The organism is Gibbsiella quercinecans (genome assembly GCF_002291425.1).
Classification (GTDB): Bacteria; Pseudomonadota; Gammaproteobacteria; order Enterobacterales; family Enterobacteriaceae; genus Gibbsiella; species Gibbsiella quercinecans.
Genome location: NZ_CP014136.1, coordinates 3305599 through 3322926, shown reverse-complemented (window position 1 = coordinate 3322926; position 17328 = coordinate 3305599). Strand labels below are relative to the sequence as shown.

Genomic DNA, 17328 nt, shown 5'->3' with positions numbered 1-17328 from the left:
TGCTATTGGTCGGATTCGGTACAAATTTTTATATTTGTTCGTGAAACACCCTCCTTTGCGCTGCATCACCTGCTCCTTATGAAATCCTATTCAAAAAATTAAATACCCGCTTCAGCGACAGACGAAATCCCGCCAAAGTCGTTGATCGCACTCCAGCTCACTTTGCCGTTGGCCGCTGCATTCTCATGCCATTGCCGGGTTGATTTAGGCGCGATCATTCCGGGTTCAGAGACTTCCCTGCCGTTTATTTTCAGGCTATAAAAAGAGATGTAATACGGCGTATCATTGCGTGCCTGTAGTTTCCCCTGGGCCGAACTGAACTTCAGCGTTTTAAAGGCCTCATCGGCATTGCCAGGTAATTTCGCCGGGCGATAAAACATCTTAATGCGCGTATTTACAGTAATTTGAAGTTGGTTCAGCGCATGTGGATCGGATGAGGGAATTGATTTCACATTTACGATATAGGCTGATTCTTTATCATCCGGTATAGCACCGCCGACGCGGACTATCCTGACGATATTTTCCTGCCCGGCATCAAGGCGAAACAAAGGTGGAGTAATAATGAAAGGAACCTGGCTTTTATCATTGTTATCAACATTATCAAACCAGGATTGGATCAGGTAGGGTTTACTTTTATCAGGGTTGCTGATTGATAAGGACGCTTCTCTTTTACTTGCATCATAAACAACCCGCGTTCCCCCAACGACGATGCCTGCCTGCGCCTGGGCAACGCCTAACAGGCCGATCATAATAATAAGGTTATTTTTCCAGAGGCTCACGAGACTCTCCCTATCATAGCCATTAAGTTAACCCGCCTAAATTTATATTCTTAACTAAGCAGTTGGCGTAATGAGCCAACTGCTTAGGCTACAAATAAAACTTAGTTATAATTAACGGTGAAGTTGGTTACCGCATTTGCAGTACCGGTACCGACGGATGCAGTCGTTGCCATGTATTTAGCAACAAAATTCAACACGTTCGGGCCTACGGTAGTGATAGTTTGCGATGCAGAAGCGGAAGCAACCGGGATTGGCGTGGTGCTGTCGGCTTCATACAGGGCAACCCCTACGTTGGTTGCGGTTTGGCCGCTGCTCAGCGCCAGGATGGCCTGATTGGTGGAGTTGGTGGTGCCGTCAAATTTAACGCGGGCCTGGGTAACGGTCAGCGGGCAGTCGGTCAAATTGATTGAGAATTTGGTTGGGGCTGCAACGTCACCCGCAGCAGCAAAAGCCTTGGAGCTTACATTGCCCAGGTTTACGGTCTGATTTGCTGATGCAGTATCTACAGTACATGCCTGATCGGTAATATTACCGGTGAAGTTAATAGTCCCGTCTGCAGCTTGTGCGATGTTGAATAATAACGCCGCGCTTGCAACTGCTGCTGCTGTAAATTTAATTTTCACAATATATCTCCTTGATAACGATCTTATTCATAGCCATGAAGTGAGAATTTCCTGAAGAGACGCGATTTATGCTCCAATAAATATTGCATCACAATCTGCATCGATTAATAGCTTAGCCGACACGATAAACATATGTTCATCAATAGAGGAAAAGTGAAATATTCAGAATGATAAGACCAATAACCAAAAACAAACAAATTAAAAATTCAACTTTAGTCAATAATCCGAAAACAATATCTTAGGAAAATGCATCGGAGCATCATTGTCAATGTGAAAAATAAAAAAATAATCATGGGCAATATTCTTAATAAATAAAATTTATCATGTTTTATTTATGGTAAATATCCTAAAAGAACTTAACATGCATAAAATATAAAAGTGAAACATATCCCTATTAAATAGTTTATTTATCGCATCATATAATTATCAATAAAAGTAAAACGCACTGCGGCAACGAAGGATTTATTGCTATACCCGGCATACTTCAAGTTGCAGGTGATAAAAAGCCGCCTGGTCACCAAGGCGGCTTGTTTACTGATGCTTCACATCGTGGGATTACTTGATGCCGCAACCGGCGCATTTATCATTTTGGATCTGTTGGAAAAAGTCGTTGCCTTTATCATCCACCAGAATAAACGCCGGGAAGTTCTCAACTTCAATTTTCCAAATCGCTTCCATACCCAGCTCTGGGTATTCCACACATTCCAGGCTCTTGATGCTCTGCTGCGCCAGCACCGCCGCTGGGCCGCCGATGCTGCCCAGGTAGAAGCCACCGTGTTTGTGGCAGGCATCGGTCACCTGCTGGCTGCGGTTGCCTTTCGCCAGCATGATCATGCTGCCGCCGTTGGCCTGCAACAGGTCAACGTAGGAATCCATACGCCCCGCCGTGGTTGGCCCCAGAGAACCTGAAGCATAACCTTCCGGCGTTTTGGCCGGGCCGGCGTAGTAGATCGGGTGATCTTTCACATACTGCGGCAGCCCTTCACCGTTATCCAGGCGTTCTTTCAGCTTCGCATGGGCGATATCGCGCCCGACGATGATGGTGCCGCTCAGCGACAGGCGGGTGGAAACCGGGTATTGCGAAAGCTGCTTGAGGATCTCGCTCATCGGGCGGTTCAGATCGACACGCACCGCTTCCCCTTCGCCCGCCTGGCGTAACGCTTCCGGAATATAGCGGCCCGGGTTGCTTTCCAGTTTTTCGATCCAGATCCCTTCGCGGTTGATCTTCGCTTTGATATTGCGGTCAGCCGAGCAGGAAACCCCCATGCCGAGCGGGCAAGAAGCGCCGTGGCGCGGCAGGCGGATTACGCGGATATCGTGGGCGAAATATTTGCCGCCGAACTGCGCGCCTAACCCCAGGTTCTTCGCTTCTTCCAGCAGTTCCTGCTCCAGTTGCACGTCGCGGAACGCCTGGCCATGTTCGTTGCCTTCGGTTGGCAGCCCATCATAATAACGGGTGGAAGCCAGCTTGACGGTTTTCAGCGTGGCCTCTGCCGACGTACCGCCGATCACGAAGGCAATATGGTATGGCGGGCAAGCCGCGGTGCCCAGCGTGCGCATTTTATCCACCAGGTAGTTTTTCAGTTTGCCCGGCGAAAGCAGAGCTTTGGTTTCCTGGTACAGGTAGGTTTTGTTGGCGGAGCCGCCGCCCTTCGCCATGCACAGGAACTTGTACTCGTCGCCGTCCACACTGTAGAGATCGATCTGCGCCGGCAGGTTGGTGCCGGTATTCACCTCTTTATACATATCCAGCGCCGCGTTTTGCGAATAGCGCAGGTTATCTTCGGTGTAGGTGTTGTACACGCCGCGGGTCAGCGCTTCTTCATCGCCGCCGCCGGTCCAGACGCGCTGGCCTTTTTTACCCATGATAATCGCCGTGCCGGTATCCTGGCAGGTAGGCAGAATGCCTTTGGCGGCGATTTCAGAGTTGCGCAGGAACTGCAGCGCCACGTACTTGTCGTTTTCGCTGGCTTCGGGATCGTCAAGAATCGCAGCGACCTGCTGCTGGTGGGAGGGGCGCAGCATAAAGGCAGCATCGTGGAAGGCCTGTTGCGCCAGCAGGGTGAGCGCTTCAGGTTCGACTTTCAAAATCGGCTGCCCTTCAAATTCACCCAGCGATACGTGTTCGCGGCTCAGCAGGTAGTATTCCGTTTCATCTTTCGCTAGGGGGAATGGCGCCTGGTAATGGAATGGTTTATTTGACATTGTGCTCTCACTTTATTATCAGTGGCCGCCGTGGCTTGGCTTATTCACCGGGAAGCACGCCGGCGGCATCAAGTTTGGATAGCTTAGCGGCCAGCCCATCGCCGGGCTGGCCGCATTAATTCAGAACATCATCGTCATCCACGGATAACCGATCACCAGCAGGCCAATCAGGAAGATTGCGCCAAAGATAGTGCCCAGGCGCCAGTAGTCGCCGGTAGGCAGGTAACCGCTGCCGTAGTAAATCGGGCTTGGGCCGGTGCCGTACGGGGTGATGATCCCCATAATCCCCAGCGACGTCACCATCATCAGGCAGAACACCGGCATATTCATGCCAGGGATAGTCGCGCCGATGGTCAGAACGGCCGGCAACAATGCCGTGGTGTGTGCGGTGTTGCTGGCAAACAGGTAGTGCAGCAGATAGAAGGCCACCACCAACACGATGCACGCCGTTCCAGGGGCAATACCGCTCAGCAGCGCGCCGCCCTCTTTGCCCAGCCAGGAGATAAAGCCGGTCGATGACAGGCCATCAGCCAACGCCACCAGGGTGGCGAACCATACAAAGGTATTCCAGGCGGCTTTGTTGCCGGTAATATCGCTCCACTCCAGTACCCCGGTCCACAGCATCAGGCTGACGATCAGCAATGCCGCCATCGCCGGCTCAATCCAATTGGCAGCGAAGATCCACATCACTAGCGCACAGCACACGAACACCAACAGCAGGATTTCATTGCGGGTCAGCTTGCCCAGCTTGATCAGTTCCTGTTGCGCCCAGCGCGGCACTTCGTCGTTAAATTTTACTTCCGGCGGATAGAGCCAGTAAGCCAGCAGCGGCATACCCAGGATCAGGATCACGCCCAGCGGCAGGAAGGCCAGGAACCAGGTGCCCCAGGAAATGGTGATGCCGACAATGCTTTTCACCAACGCCAGCGCCAACAGGTTCGGCGCCAGCGCAGACAGGAACATGGAGCTGGTGATACAGGCCGAGGTAATGGCAACCCACATCAGGTAAGAACCAATCTTACGGGCGCTCGGATCGTTCGGTTTGGAACCGTACAGCGGCGGCAGGTTGGCGATAATCGGGTAAATCGTCCCGCCGCTGCGCGCGGTGTTGGAAGGGGTGAACGGCGCCAGCAGCAGATCCGCAAAGGTGATGGCATAACCCAGCGTCAGGCTGCGGCGGCCGAGATATTTCACCAGGATCAACGCCAGACGGCGGCCGAAACGGGTTTTATCGTAGCCGGCGGCAAACATGAAGGCGCCGAAGATCAGCCACACGGTAGAGTTGCTAAAGCCACTCACCGCCCATTTGAAGGATTGGGTCGCCAGCTTGAAGTTGGGCGCGGCCATTTGTTCGGGGCTAAACAGCACCCATTGGCTAGCCAGCGCGATGATCACCACGCCGCTTAGGCCAATAACGGCGCCGGGCTGCGGTTCAAAGATCAGGCCGATAATGACCCCCACGAAAATAGCGAAAAAATACCACGCATGCGGCGCCAGCCCCGAAGGAACCGGCACCAGCAACAACAGCACGGCAACCACTATCGGCAACAGTGTAAAGATCAGGCGGTTTTTCTTGCCACCTGATACTTTGTTGGCCGCGTTAGGATCGGCCGTTTTGCTTTTCGATTTCATCGTCATTGAAATAGTCATAGTCATTGTCTACAAGTAGTTAAGAATCTTTTTTCTGCCCAGCGCGCTTTGGCGGTTTGCTTTGATAAAGCATCAGGCAAAGCGCCCCGGGGGAATACATTCTGGCTTCTTTAATTTTTTTACTTTTTTTAGTTTTTTAATGCTGACAAATTAATTATTCCCGACGCGCATATTTTGCCATCGGAAGAAATAAATGATCTAAATGTTATTTATTAGTATAACCATTTTTCGATATTTACAGCAGTTGATCTTGATCAAGAAACAACGGTATAAAATAAAAATTAGGTAACTTGAAAATATGATGGTCCTTTTTTAGTGGGTTGTCATCATCGAGATATTTTTCGTTACATCAAAGTAACCATTGTGGCTAAAAGTGCCGAAAACAGTGGGGATGACACATTTCGATCATCTAAACACATTACATAAAATGCTGACAAACCCAGTAATGATGCGGGTTCGCGCCGTCAGACAAAATACATTTAGCCCGCTTTTGGATAAGTAATTAAAATGTTAATCGTTATTAAATATGTAACCTTTTTATTTTAAAACTGATAATAATTAATCTCACTGCGTGAATCACCCTCCGTAAATAGTTATTTAACTAATGTAATCAATTTTGAAACTAAAAACACAATACTATTAGTTGTATGAGATCGACGAGAAATAAAACGAAAAATAGACGTCCGATAACGAATTTAAAGAATTCTAATTTTTAAATTTTGGAGTTGATGAGTATGAACAGTCACGATCAATTACTGAGCCCATTTACCCTTCCCAACGGTACTCAGCTTAAAAACCGTATTTTAATGGCACCCATGACGACCTGCACCGGTTATTTTGACGGCAGCGTCACCAGCGAGTTGGTGGAATACTACCGCGAACGCGCCGGCAGCATTGGGACGATCATTGTTGAATGCGCCTTTGTCGATGATAAAGGCCTGGCGTTCCCGGGCGCCCTCGGCATCGACAACGACGACAAAATCGCGGGGCTGCGTAAAATCGCCCAAGCGATTCAGGCCAAAGGCTCCAAAGCCGTGCTGCAGATCTATCACGGCGGCCGCATGGTGGAACCCACGCTGATCGGCGGCCGCACGCCGGTTGGCCCAAGCGCCATCGCCGCCCCGCGTGACGGCGCCGCAACGCCCAGCGCCTTGACCACGCAGGAAGTGGAAGAGATGGTCGGTAAATTTGGCGAGGCGGTACGCCGCGCCATCAAGGCCGGCTTTGACGGCGTGGAAATCCACGGCGCCAACACCTACCTGATTCAGCAGTTCTTCTCGCCAAACTCCAACCAGCGTGACGATGAATGGGGCGGCAGCCGTGAGAAACGCGCCAGGTTCCCGCTGGCGGTGCTGGAAGCCACCCATAAAATGGTGCGCCAATATGCCGATCCTTCCTTCATCATCGGTTACCGCTTCTCACCAGAAGAAATCGAAGTGCCGGGCATCCGCTTCGACGACACCCTGTATCTGCTGGAACAGCTGGTGGAACTGGGGCTGCACTACCTGCACTTCTCAATGGGCTACACCCTGCGCCCGTCCATCGTTGATACCAACGACGCAACGCCGCTGATTAAAAAATACGTGGCCATGCGTTCAGAAAAACTGGCGCAGGTGCCGATTATGGGCGTCGGCGGCGTGGTCAACAGCATCGACGCGGAAGAATCCCTTGAGCACGGTTACGATCTGGTGGCGGTGGGTAAAGCCTGCATCGCCTACCCAGACTGGACCGATCGCATCAGCCAGGGCGAAACGCTGGAACTGTTCATCGACAGCACCCAACGTGAAGCGCTGACCATCCCGGAACCGCTGTGGCGTTTCTCGCTGGTGGACGCGATGATCCGCGATATGAGCATGCCGACCGGCAAATTCAAAAGCGGCGTATTTCAGGAAAAAGTCCAGGATGAAGCCAACGAACTGCTGATCAACGTCAGCCTGGAAACCGATCGCATCGCCGATATCGAACTGGCCGAACAGCCAGAGCTGGATGTGTCTTTCGTTTCCAGCTTTGAAGTGATTCGCTCACGCATTCTTGACGCCAACAGCCCGCACGTGGACGCCGTCAGCGGCGCCACCACCCAGAGTGAAGCGGTGAAAAAAGCCGTCACCAAGGCCCTCGCCAAATCCTGCAAAGCCATGGCGCTGGAAGAAGGCACCCTGGAGCCGCCATGCTACGACGTGGTGGTGATTGGTAGCGGCGGCGCCGGCCTGGCGGCAGCCATTCAGGCCAGCGACCACGACGCCCGCGTGCTGATTATCGAGAAAATGCCGACCATAGGCGGCAACACCATCAAGGCTTCGGTGGGGATGAACGCGGCGGAAACCCGCTTCCAAAAACTGAAAGGCATCGCTGACAGCAAAGAGCTGTTCTATCAGGAAACCCTGAAAGGCGGCAAAAACAAAAACAACCCGGCGCTGCTGCACCGCTTCGTTGAAAACGCGCCGGAAGCCATCGAATGGCTGGCAGACCGCGGCATTGTGCTGAACGACATCACCATCACCGGTGGGATGAGCATCGATCGTACTCACCGCCCGGCGGATCGCTCTGCGGTGGGCGGCTTCCTGATTAGTGGCCTGGTGCGCAATATCAACCAGCGTGAAATCGACGTGATGATGGATACCGACGTAAGCGAGATCCTGATGGAAAACGGCGCGGTCAGCGGCCTGCGCGTAGTGAACGATGAGAACGAAACCCAAACGGTTTACACCAAAAGCATCGTCATGGCCTCCGGCGGCTTCAGCGCCAACCAGGAAATGGTGGTGAAATACCGCCCGGATCTGGCAGGCTTCGTGACCACAAACCACCCGGGTGCGACCGGTAGCGGCATCGCCCTGCTGGAGCACATCGGCGCCGGCACCGTGGATATGGGGGAAATCCAGATCCACCCGACCGTGGAACAAACTACCTCATACCTGATCTCCGAAGCGATTCGCGGTGGTGGCGCCATCCTAGTCAACCAGAAGGGTGAGCGTTTCTTCAATGAAATGGAAACCCGCGACAAAGTCTCCGCGCAAATCATCGGGCTGCCGGAAAAATACGCCTATATCGTCTTTGATGAGCAGGTGCGGATGAACAACAAGGCCGCCGACGAATACATCAGCCGCGGGTTTGTGATCAGCGCAGACAACCCACGCGAACTGGCGGACAAGGTGGGGCTGGACATGCACGCCTTCCTGGCAACGCTGGAGCGCTACAACCTGTTTGTTGAAAAACAGGATGACGAAGACTTCGGCCGTAAAACCGCATTGCGCCACCCGCTCAATCAGGGGCCGTTCTACGCCATCCGCATCGCCCCGGGCGTGCACCACACCATGGGCGGGGTGACGATTAACACCAACACCGAGGTGCTGGATGTCAACCAACGGGTGATCCCTGGCGTTTACGCCGCCGGTGAAGTGGTGGGCGGTATCCACGGTGGTAACCGTATCGGCGGCAACGCCGTTGCCGATATCATTATTTTCGGTACCATGGCTGGCCGTAACGCCGCTTCCTGGGCGCACCGTTAATCACTGGCCGCCAGCGCCCCGCCAGGGGCGCTGGCTTCGCACCGCTCCCTGGGCCAAAATGGGTCAGGCTCTTTACGCCGTCAACCAGCCAGGATCCCGCTATGCCACCTGAAGTCCGCGTCTATTCCTATTCTGCCGTTTTGATGGGCTCCCCCATCCTGCTCAAACTGTTCGAAGATAACCAACCGGTTGCCGCCGCCGTTTTTCGGCTGATTAAACAGCAGGAAGATCTGCTGACGGTAAACCGCGCGCATTCCCAGATCATGAGCATCAACCAGGCCGCCGGCCGGCATCCGGTCGTGGTCAGCCCGCCGGTTTTTCGCCTGATTCAGCGCGCCAGAGCCGTCAGCCTGCTGGAAAACAGCAGCTTTAACTTCACCATCGGCCCGCTGGTAAAACGCTGGAAAATCGGTTTTCAGGGCAACAGCGTGCCGCCGCCGCACGAACTGCAGGCGCTGCTGGCGCTGACCAACCCGGCCAACGTGATCCTCAATGCCAACGAAAGCTCGGTGTTGCTCGAAAAGCCCGGCATGGAAATCGATCTTGGCGCCATCGCCAAAGGCTACATTGCCGATTTAGTGCGGGATTTATTGCAACAACAGCAGATCCGGCATGCGCTGATCAACCTGGGCGGCAACGTACAAACTCTTGGCGCGCCGCCGCACGGCGAACAAAACGCCTGGGCGATTGGCCTGAAAAAACCTTTCGCCGACGCGGAGGCGATGATTGGCGTGATCAATGTGGCCGGTAAATCAGTGGTGACATCGGGCATTTACGAACGTTACTTTGAGTTGGACGGGCGGTTGTATCACCATATCCTCGATCCACGCACTGGCTACCCGCTTGATAACGAGCTGCTGAGCGTCACCATCATTTCAGAAGACTCGATCGACGGGGATATTTACACCACCCTGCTGTACGGCATGGGGGTTGAACAAGGGCTGGCCTACGCGGCAAGCCTACCGCACATTGAAGCGATCTTTGTCACCCGGACGAAGCGCGTGCACCTCTCCTCGCAGCGGCAGTTCCGTTTTACCCTGCTTGACGACAGCTACACGCTGGCGTAAACCGCGAAAACGCGCCGCCAGGCCGTAATTTCCGGCAACCAACAAAAAAGCCGCAGCGTGATCCGCTGCGGCTCTCTGCACCGGCTTAACCGGCGGTTACTGGCAGTACTGCTGTAATAATGCGATGTGTTCCGCCTGCACACGGTAGCGGTATACCGGCCGGCCGGTGGCGCCATAGTGGATACTGGTGAACAGAATATTGATTTCTGTAAGCCAGATCAGGTATTTACGGCAGGAAACGCGCGAAATATTCACCGCCGCCGCCAGTTCATCCGTGGAAAACTCAATCCCCGGGTGCGCATCAATCCACAGGCAGATGGTGCGCAGGGTTTGCGGCGTTAAGCCTTTCGGCAACCGCTTGGTGTCCGGCGCCGCCGGCTGATTGCCGTGGATCAGCCGGTCCAGATCCGATTGCTCATAGTACTGCTGGTTATCCATCAACGCCCTTTTCTGCTTCCAGGCGGTTAGCGCCTCTTCAAAGCGGGCAAACTGGAACGGCTTAATCAGGTAGTCAACCACCCCATAGTGCAGCGACTTTTTGATCGTCTCCACGTCCGCCGCGGAGGAAATCATAATCACATCAATCGGGCGGCGCGAACTGCGCAGCACCGGCAGCAGATCCAAGCCGTTATCCTGCTGCATATACACATCCAGCAAAATCAGATCAATCGGGTGTTGCGGGTTTAACACCATCGCCTTGGCCTGCTCAAGCGTTGAGGCAATACCACAGCATTTGAACCTGGGGATCTGAGCGACATAGCAGCGGTTCAGCTCTGCGACCATCGCATCATCATCGACTATTAAAACATTGATCACGTGCCTGTCCTCTCACTATCCCAGGGGAGTTGTACATAGAATTGGGTATACACGCCCGGTTCGGATTCCACGGTAATGGAACCGCCCAGGCTCTCTAATTGCTGCTTGGCCAGAAAAAGCCCCACGCCGCGGTTTTCGCCTTTTGACGAGAAGTCCTTTTCAAAGATGGCCTGCAGGTGCGCCGCCGGGATCCCCGGCCCATCGTCGCTCACCTCACAGGTGAGCCATCCATTCTGATAATGCAACAACACGCTCACTTCGCCATCGGCCTGCCCCTGCATGGCATCCAGCGCGTTCTCGGTCAAATTCCCCAGTGCGGTAATCAGCACCGCCACCTGCTTTTCATTGTCGTTATCCGGCAGGTGGGAATCTTCCATGAGGGTTAAGTGCAGCCCGCTATCCCGGGCCCGGTTGATTTTGCCTAATAAGAAGCCGGCAATCACGGGTGACTTGATTTTTAACTGCAGGGAGCCGATTTCTGCCTGGTAGTTATTGGCGGTTTTAATGATGTAATCTTCAAGCTGGGCGTAGCTTTTCATATGCAACAGGCCAAGAATCACATGCAGCTTGTTCATGAATTCATGCGAGCGTTCACGCAGCGCATCCACGTAGTTTACCATGCCGCTTAGGCGCTGCATCAGTTCGCTGACCTCCGTTTTATCCCTGAAGGTACAGATCGCGCCGATAATCTTGTTGCCGCTGCGCACCGGGACGGTATTAATCAACAGCAGCCGCTCCTTAAAATTGATTTCCTCATCCTGTACCGGCAGGCCGGTGCGCAACACCTCACGCAGCGAAGCGAGCAGGCCGGCGGAATCGCCGCTGCCGTCGGCCAGTGTGCCAGGGGCGCTGCTGCTGCCCAACAGCATTTGCCGGGCCGCCTGGTTGGTCAGGGTGACGCGCGCACTCTCGTCCACCGCAATCACCCCCTCTTTTATCGACAGCAGCATCGCCTCATGCTGCTCAAAAAGCTGCGAAATATCATAGGGCTCTAAGCCGAAGAGGATCCGCTTGAGCACCAGCACAATCGCCCAAATGCCCAGGCTGCCGACCAGAGCGCCGAATAATACCGTCCAAAGGATGCTCCAGCGGCTGGTGTTAATCTGCTGGCTGACCTGGCTTAGCGAGATACCGACCACCACCACACCGATCTGCCGCTTCTGGCTATCATAAACCGGAGTGAAAACCCGCAGCGCCTCCACCAGTACCCCGTGGTTCACCGCCACGTTCTCACGCCCCCGCAACGCAGAATCAATATCACTGCCGATAAAACGGCGATTAATCAGGTTGGGGTTGGGATGGGAGTAGCGAACGCCGTCCATGTTGGTGACAACCACGAACAGCAGGCCATTACGTTTTCGCACCGCACTGGCTATCGGTTGAATAATGTTGCTGTCGACAGGCTGCGTCAGCCCGCGCTGTATTTCCGGCGAGTCCGCCAGGGTGCGGGCGAACGCCAGCGCCACATCCTTGACGCCGTCACGGGTCACATGGCTTATTTGAAAGAAATACAGCGTATGAACCACCAGCAACACCGAGACGATCACAGCACTGACCATCAGCGTGACAAAGAGGCTAAATTTCATCGGGCGCTTACGCACCGGCAGGAGTTCTTGCGAGTCGCTCATTAGTGCCCAATAAAGTGAAGGCCAAGCGGCTATTATCACCGATGCCGCGCATTTGTAAAAGACAGAGCGTAAAATGTGCCGCTCGGCGGCATGCCGCACCAACCAGCAAGGAGCACCACCATGACTACGGATAGCAGGCATTCACGCTATACACTGCGGCCCTATCAGCTAACGGATTTGGACGCGGTGCTGAACGTATTTATCGGTGCCGTGCGCGAAGTGGCCGCCAGGGACTATACGCCGCCACAAATTAATGCCTGGGTTCAGGTGGATCGCCACACCTTTGGGCAGTGCTGCCTCAACCCGGTAACCTGGGTGGTAGTAAGTGGGCACACCCTTGTCGGCTTTACCCACCTTGAACCGCAAAACCATCTGGATATGCTGTTTGTTCACCCGGCCTGGCAAGGGAAGGGGATCGCCACGCGCTTATTGGCCTGCGCCGAGCAGGCCGCCGGCGCCGGCGGGGCAACGCAACTGTTCACCGAAGCCAGCATCACCGCCCGGCCCTTTTTCGCCAGACGCGGTTTCCAACTACTGGAACAACAGCAGGTCGTGCGTCATGGCCAGTCACTGACCAACTTCCGCATGGTAAAAGCGATAAACGTTAGCCGCTAAACGTTAGCAGCCCCCACACCTTAATAGCATTACGCCCCCAAAGAGGGGGCGTAATGGGTCGACGTATGGCTAACGGTAAGGATTATTTACCCACGTCGATACACAGGTATTTCATCTCGACATACTCTTCGATGCCGTAGCGCGAACCTTCACGCCCCAGCCCAGACTGCTTCACGCCGCCGAACGGCGCTACTTCGTTAGAAATCAAGCCGGTATTCACGCCCACCATGCCGTATTCCAGCGCTTCCGGCACCCGCCATTGGCGCGCCGCATTCTGGGTGAACACATAAGCCGCCAGGCCAAACTCGGTGTCGTTCGCCAAGGCAACGGCTTCGGCTTCGTCCTGGAAGCGGAACAGCGGTGCAACCGGGCCGAAGGTCTCTTCTTTGGCGAAACGCATCTGCTGCGTCACGTCGGTGACCACCGTCGGCTGGAAGAAGGTGCGGCCCAGCGCGTGCAGTTGGCCGCCGGTGGCGATCTTCGCCCCATTTTCCAACGCATCAGCAATGTGGCTTTGAACCTTATCGACCGCCGCCTCATCAATAAGTGGCCCTTGAGTGGTGCCTTCCGCCGTGCCATCGCCCACTTTGAGCTTTTCAACCGCCGGCACCAGCTTTTCCACCAGACGATCGTAGATACCGTCCTGTACATAGATCCGGTTGGCGCACACGCAGGTTTGGCCGCTGTTGCGGAATTTGGAGGCCATGATGCCCGCCACTGCCGTATCCAGATCGGCATCGTCGAACACGATCACCGGCGCATTGCCGCCCAGTTCCAGCGACAGCTTTTTAATCGTTGGCGCGCATTGCGCCATCAGAATACGCCCCACCTCGGTGGAACCGGTAAAGCTCAGCTTGCGCACCACCGGGCTGTCGCACAACACCTTGCCCACTTGCGCGGCTTCGCCGGTAACGATTTGCAGCACGCCGTCCTGGATGCCGGCATCCTGCGCCAGTTTTCCCAGCGCCAGCGCGGTCAACGGCGTTTGCTCCGCCGGTTTCACGATCATCGTGCAGCCGGCGGCCAGCGCCGGCGCCGCTTTGCGGGTAATCATCGCCGCCGGGAAGTTCCACGGCGTAATGGCCGCACAAACGCCGATCGGCTGTTTCAGCACCACCAGGCGCTGGTTAGCCTGCGGCGCCTGCAATACGGCGCCGTCCACCCGTTTCGCCTCTTCGGCAAACCAGGTGATAAACGAAGCGGCATAGGCCACCTCGCCACGGGATTCCGCCAGCGATTTACCCTGCTCGGCGGTCATCAGCTGCGCCAGATCCTCCTGCGCAGCCATAATGTTGTCTGCCCAGCGTTGCAGCAGCGCGGAACGCGCTTTGGCGGTCAGCTGCTTCCAGCCGTTTTGCGCCTGCTGCGCCGCATCAATGGCCTGTTGCGTCTCTTCACTGCTCACCAGCGGCACCGTAGTCAGCGTGGCCCCGGTTGCCGGATTGATTACCGCTTCACGTTTGCCGCTCAGCGCATCGCGCCATTCGCCGTTAATCAGGCACTGGCTACGCAGCAAGTCGGCATTGTTCAGTTTCATGCACATCGCTCCTCAGTTGGTCAGCGCGCGGCCCAGAATGCCCAGAGCCTTGTTGAACTGGTCGTCAGGAATAGTCAGCGGGTACAGGAAGCGGATCACGTTGCCGTTCACGCCGCAGGTCAACAGCAGCAAGCCCTCTTCCAACGCCTTTTGTTGCACCTTGTGAGTATAGGCGGCGGAAGGCTTGCCGGTTTGCGGATCGTTAAATTCAACCGCCACCATCGAACCTAAAGCGCGAATATCAACAATCGCCGGGCAGGTGCTGCGCGCCTGCTGCAGGAATTCCACCAGGTGTTGCCCCAGGCGCTGCGCCCGCTGGCACAGTTGTTCTTCTTCAATCACATCCAATACGGCGTGCGCAGCGGCCACCGCCAATGGGTTACCGGCATAGGTGCCGCCTAGCCCGCCAGGCCCCGGCGCATCCATCACTTCGGCGCGGCCGGCAAGCGCAGAGAGCGGAATACCGCCCGCCAGGCTTTTCGCCATAGTGATCAGATCCGGCTTAACGCTGTAATAATCCATGGCAAACAGCTTGCCGGTACGGGCAAAGCCGCTCTGCACTTCATCCGTCACCAGCAGGATGCCATGCGTGTCGCACAGTTCGCGCAGCGCCTGCATAAATTCAGCCGGGGCAACGTTAAAGCCGCCCTCACCCTGAACCGGTTCCAGCACAATGGCCGCCACCTGTTTAGGATCGATATCCGCTTTAAAGATACGCTCCAGGCTATGCATCGCATCTTCAGTGCTGACGCCATACAGCGCGTTCGGGTACTGGGCGTGGAAGACGGAACCAGGGAACGGACCGAAGCCCAGCTTGTACGGCGCCACTTTGCCGGTCAGCGCCATGGTCATGTAGGTACGGCCATGGAAGCCGCCGCCAAAGGTGATGATGCCAGGGCGGCCGGTATAAGAACGGGCGATTTTAACCGCGTTTTCAACGGCTTCTGCACCGGTGGTGAAAAAGGTGGTTTTACACGGCCCTGCAATCGGCGCCACTTGGTTGATACGCTCGGCCAGCGCCACATAGCTTTCATAAGGGACGATCTGGTAAGCGGTATGGGTAAATGCCCGCAGTTGTTTTTCAACGGCAGCGATAACTTTTGGGTGGCGGTGGCCGGTATTGAGCACCGCAATCCCGGCGGCAAAGTCAATCACCTCTCGCCCTTCCACATCCCACAGGGTGGCGTTTTCCGCACGCTCGGCGTAAAAACCGCACATAACCCCCACCCCGCGCGGGGTAGCATCCTGACGACGTTGATCCAACTCTGCATTTTTCATGGTGTTCTCTCCGCTTACTGCCATCTGTACGATTTGCCCACATGCGAGGCCCAATACCCTTTATTTACACGGGATGTGGCCCTATAATCGAGTGCCAGTTACGAATAATTTAGGGATCCAATTGCGCTCTCTGTGTGGTGACCTGTTGTTGCAGCGTCTGGGCGAACAGACCGATGATAAGCTGCACAAGCGGTTATATAATGCGATCCGCACCTCTATTTTGGATGGCAGCCTGCCGCCATCCAGCCGCCTGCCGCCCACGCGCGATCTGGCGCAGCAGTTGCGCCTGTCCCGCAACACGGTCTTGACCGTCTATGAACAACTGCTGGCCGAAGGCTATGTGTTTTCACGCCAGGGTAGCGGGACGTTCGTGGCCGAAACCGTGCCGGACAGCTATCTGTCCGCCATCAGCATGCCGCTGGGCGAAAACGGCGCCGAACGCCCGGCCGAATTTTCCACGCGCGGCGCCAATCTGTTGGAACACGCCAGCGCCAGCGCCAAACAGTGGGGCGCCTTTATCCCCGGCGTGCCCGACGTCAACGTGTTCCCGCATCAATTATTCAGCAAGATCCAGGCCCGCATCAGCCGCCGCCCCACACCGCAACGCCTCACCTACAGCAATCAGGGCGGCAGCCCGGAACTGCAGCAGGCGCTGGTGGATTACCTGCGGGTCGCGCGCTCGGTGCGTTGCCAGCCCGAACAGATTCTGATCACCGAAGGCATCCATCAGGCGATCGATTTGGTCACGCGCATGCTGTGCAACCCCGGCGACAGCGCCTGGATAGAAGAACCGGGCTACTGGGGGATCCGCAATATCCTGCGCATGAACGCGGTCAATCTTTGCCCGCTGCCGGTGGATGAAGCCGGCATGGTGCCCCCCGAACAGCCGACTACGGCGCCGCGGCTGATATTCGTTACCCCATCGCACCAATACCCGCTCGGCTCGGTGATGAACCTGGCACGCCGCCAACGGCTGCTGGCGCTGGCACGCAACAGCAGCAGTTGGATCATTGAGGACGATTACGACAGCGAATTCCGCTTCTCCGGCCAGCCCATCCCTGCCCTGCAAGGGCTAGAGGCGGATGCGCCGGTGATTTACATCGGTACCTTCAGCAAAACGATCTATCCCGCGCTGCGGCTGGGCTACGTGGTGTTGCCCAAACCACTGATGCACGAATTGAAAACCGCCCACGCCGAGCTGTACCGCGGCGGGCACCTGCTGATTCAGGCAGCGCTGGCGCAGTTTATCGACGAGGGCCATTACACGGCGCACATCCGCCGTATGCGCCTGCTGTACGCCAGGCGGCGCGCATTCCTCACCGGCCTGATCGAACAGCACTTGGGCCCGCACGCGTTGAATGCGTTCAACAGCAACGCCGGGCTGCACCTGGTGCTCAACCTGCCGGACGAAGCCGACGACGTCGCCATCGCCAGCGCCGCCGGCGCGCGCGGCGTGCTGGTGCGCCCGCTCTCCCGTTATTACATGCTGCCGAACCGCCGCCGCGGCCTGCTGATGGGCTTCGCCTGCGTGCCGGAGCAGCAAATGGCGGCAGCGTTCGCCATCCTGCTGGAATGTATCCGCGCCTAGATCGCTCATCAACGGCGCCACAGATTCATGACCCCC

At 55.7% G+C, this 17328-nt stretch carries 12 protein-coding genes; 4 read left to right on the top strand and 8 right to left on the bottom strand.

All coding sequences use genetic code 11. The features are described from left to right. Positions 1–98: 98 nt before the first annotated feature. The 4 genes from ACN28Q_RS15415 to ACN28Q_RS15400 all read right to left on the bottom strand — a co-directional run bounded on the left by ACN28Q_RS15415 (position 99) and on the right by ACN28Q_RS15400 (position 5239). Complete coding sequence (locus ACN28Q_RS15415) at positions 99–779, bottom strand: fimbrial biogenesis chaperone (RefSeq protein WP_230469541.1); 681 nt, start codon at positions 777–779, stop codon at positions 99–101. Positions 780–880: 101 nt separating this feature from the next. Further along, positions 881–1405 carry a fimbrial protein gene (locus tag ACN28Q_RS15410; protein ID WP_461628983.1) on the bottom strand — a complete coding sequence of 175 codons (525 nt, stop codon included), beginning with the start codon at positions 1403–1405 and terminating at the stop codon, positions 881–883. 552 nt (positions 1406–1957) lie between these two features. After that, positions 1958–3607, bottom strand: coding sequence for a class I fumarate hydratase FumA (fumA, locus tag ACN28Q_RS15405; protein ID WP_095847147.1), 1650 nt, complete (start codon positions 3605–3607; stop codon positions 1958–1960). 120 nt (positions 3608–3727) lie between these two features. Next, positions 3728–5239 carry an anion permease gene (locus ACN28Q_RS15400; protein ID WP_095849045.1) on the bottom strand — a complete coding sequence of 504 codons (1512 nt, stop codon included), beginning with the start codon at positions 5237–5239 and terminating at the stop codon, positions 3728–3730. Between the two features lie 752 nt (positions 5240–5991). Here ACN28Q_RS15400 and ACN28Q_RS15395 point away from each other — a divergent pair. Together ACN28Q_RS15395 and ACN28Q_RS15390 are read left to right on the top strand one after the other, a co-directional pair. Next, complete coding sequence (locus tag ACN28Q_RS15395) at positions 5992–8763, top strand: flavocytochrome c (protein ID WP_095847146.1); 2772 nt, start codon at positions 5992–5994, stop codon at positions 8761–8763. A 101-nt stretch (positions 8764–8864) separates the two neighbouring features. Continuing rightward, positions 8865–9830: an FAD:protein FMN transferase gene (locus ACN28Q_RS15390; RefSeq protein WP_095847145.1), complete on the top strand. Its 966-nt coding sequence runs from the start codon at positions 8865–8867 to the stop codon at positions 9828–9830. 96 nt (positions 9831–9926) lie between these two features. On the opposite strand, the gene dcuR is transcribed toward ACN28Q_RS15390, so the two are convergent. Beyond that, positions 9927–10646: a two-component system response regulator DcuR gene (dcuR, locus tag ACN28Q_RS15385; RefSeq protein ID WP_095847144.1), complete on the bottom strand. Its 720-nt coding sequence runs from the start codon at positions 10644–10646 to the stop codon at positions 9927–9929. Beyond that, on the bottom strand, positions 10643–12274 hold the full coding sequence (locus tag ACN28Q_RS15380) for a sensor histidine kinase (RefSeq protein ID WP_095847143.1): 1632 nt from the start codon (positions 12272–12274) through the stop codon (positions 10643–10645). Before ACN28Q_RS15380 ends, dcuR begins: the two co-directional genes overlap by 4 nt. Positions 12275–12394: 120 nt before the next feature. Between ACN28Q_RS15380 and ACN28Q_RS15375 the strand changes: the two genes are divergently transcribed. Further along, a complete protein-coding gene (locus ACN28Q_RS15375; protein ID WP_165907045.1) occupies positions 12395–12889 on the top strand; it encodes a GNAT family N-acetyltransferase in 495 nt (164 codons plus the stop codon). 82 nt (positions 12890–12971) lie between these two features. Here ACN28Q_RS15375 and ACN28Q_RS15370 read toward each other — a convergent pair whose 3' ends face one another. After that, positions 12972–14426 carry an NAD-dependent succinate-semialdehyde dehydrogenase gene (locus ACN28Q_RS15370; RefSeq protein WP_095847141.1) on the bottom strand — a complete coding sequence of 485 codons (1455 nt, stop codon included), beginning with the start codon at positions 14424–14426 and terminating at the stop codon, positions 12972–12974. 12 nt (positions 14427–14438) lie between these two features. Continuing rightward, entirely contained in the window at positions 14439–15704 is a 1266-nt protein-coding gene (locus ACN28Q_RS15365) for a 4-aminobutyrate--2-oxoglutarate transaminase (protein WP_095847140.1), read from the bottom strand. A 121-nt stretch (positions 15705–15825) separates the two neighbouring features. Here ACN28Q_RS15365 and pdxR point away from each other — a divergent pair, with 121 nt between their 5' ends. Next, positions 15826–17292 carry a MocR-like pyridoxine biosynthesis transcription factor PdxR gene (gene pdxR, locus ACN28Q_RS15360; protein ID WP_095847139.1) on the top strand — a complete coding sequence of 489 codons (1467 nt, stop codon included), beginning with the start codon at positions 15826–15828 and terminating at the stop codon, positions 17290–17292. The last annotated feature ends 36 nt before the right edge of the window (positions 17293–17328 follow it).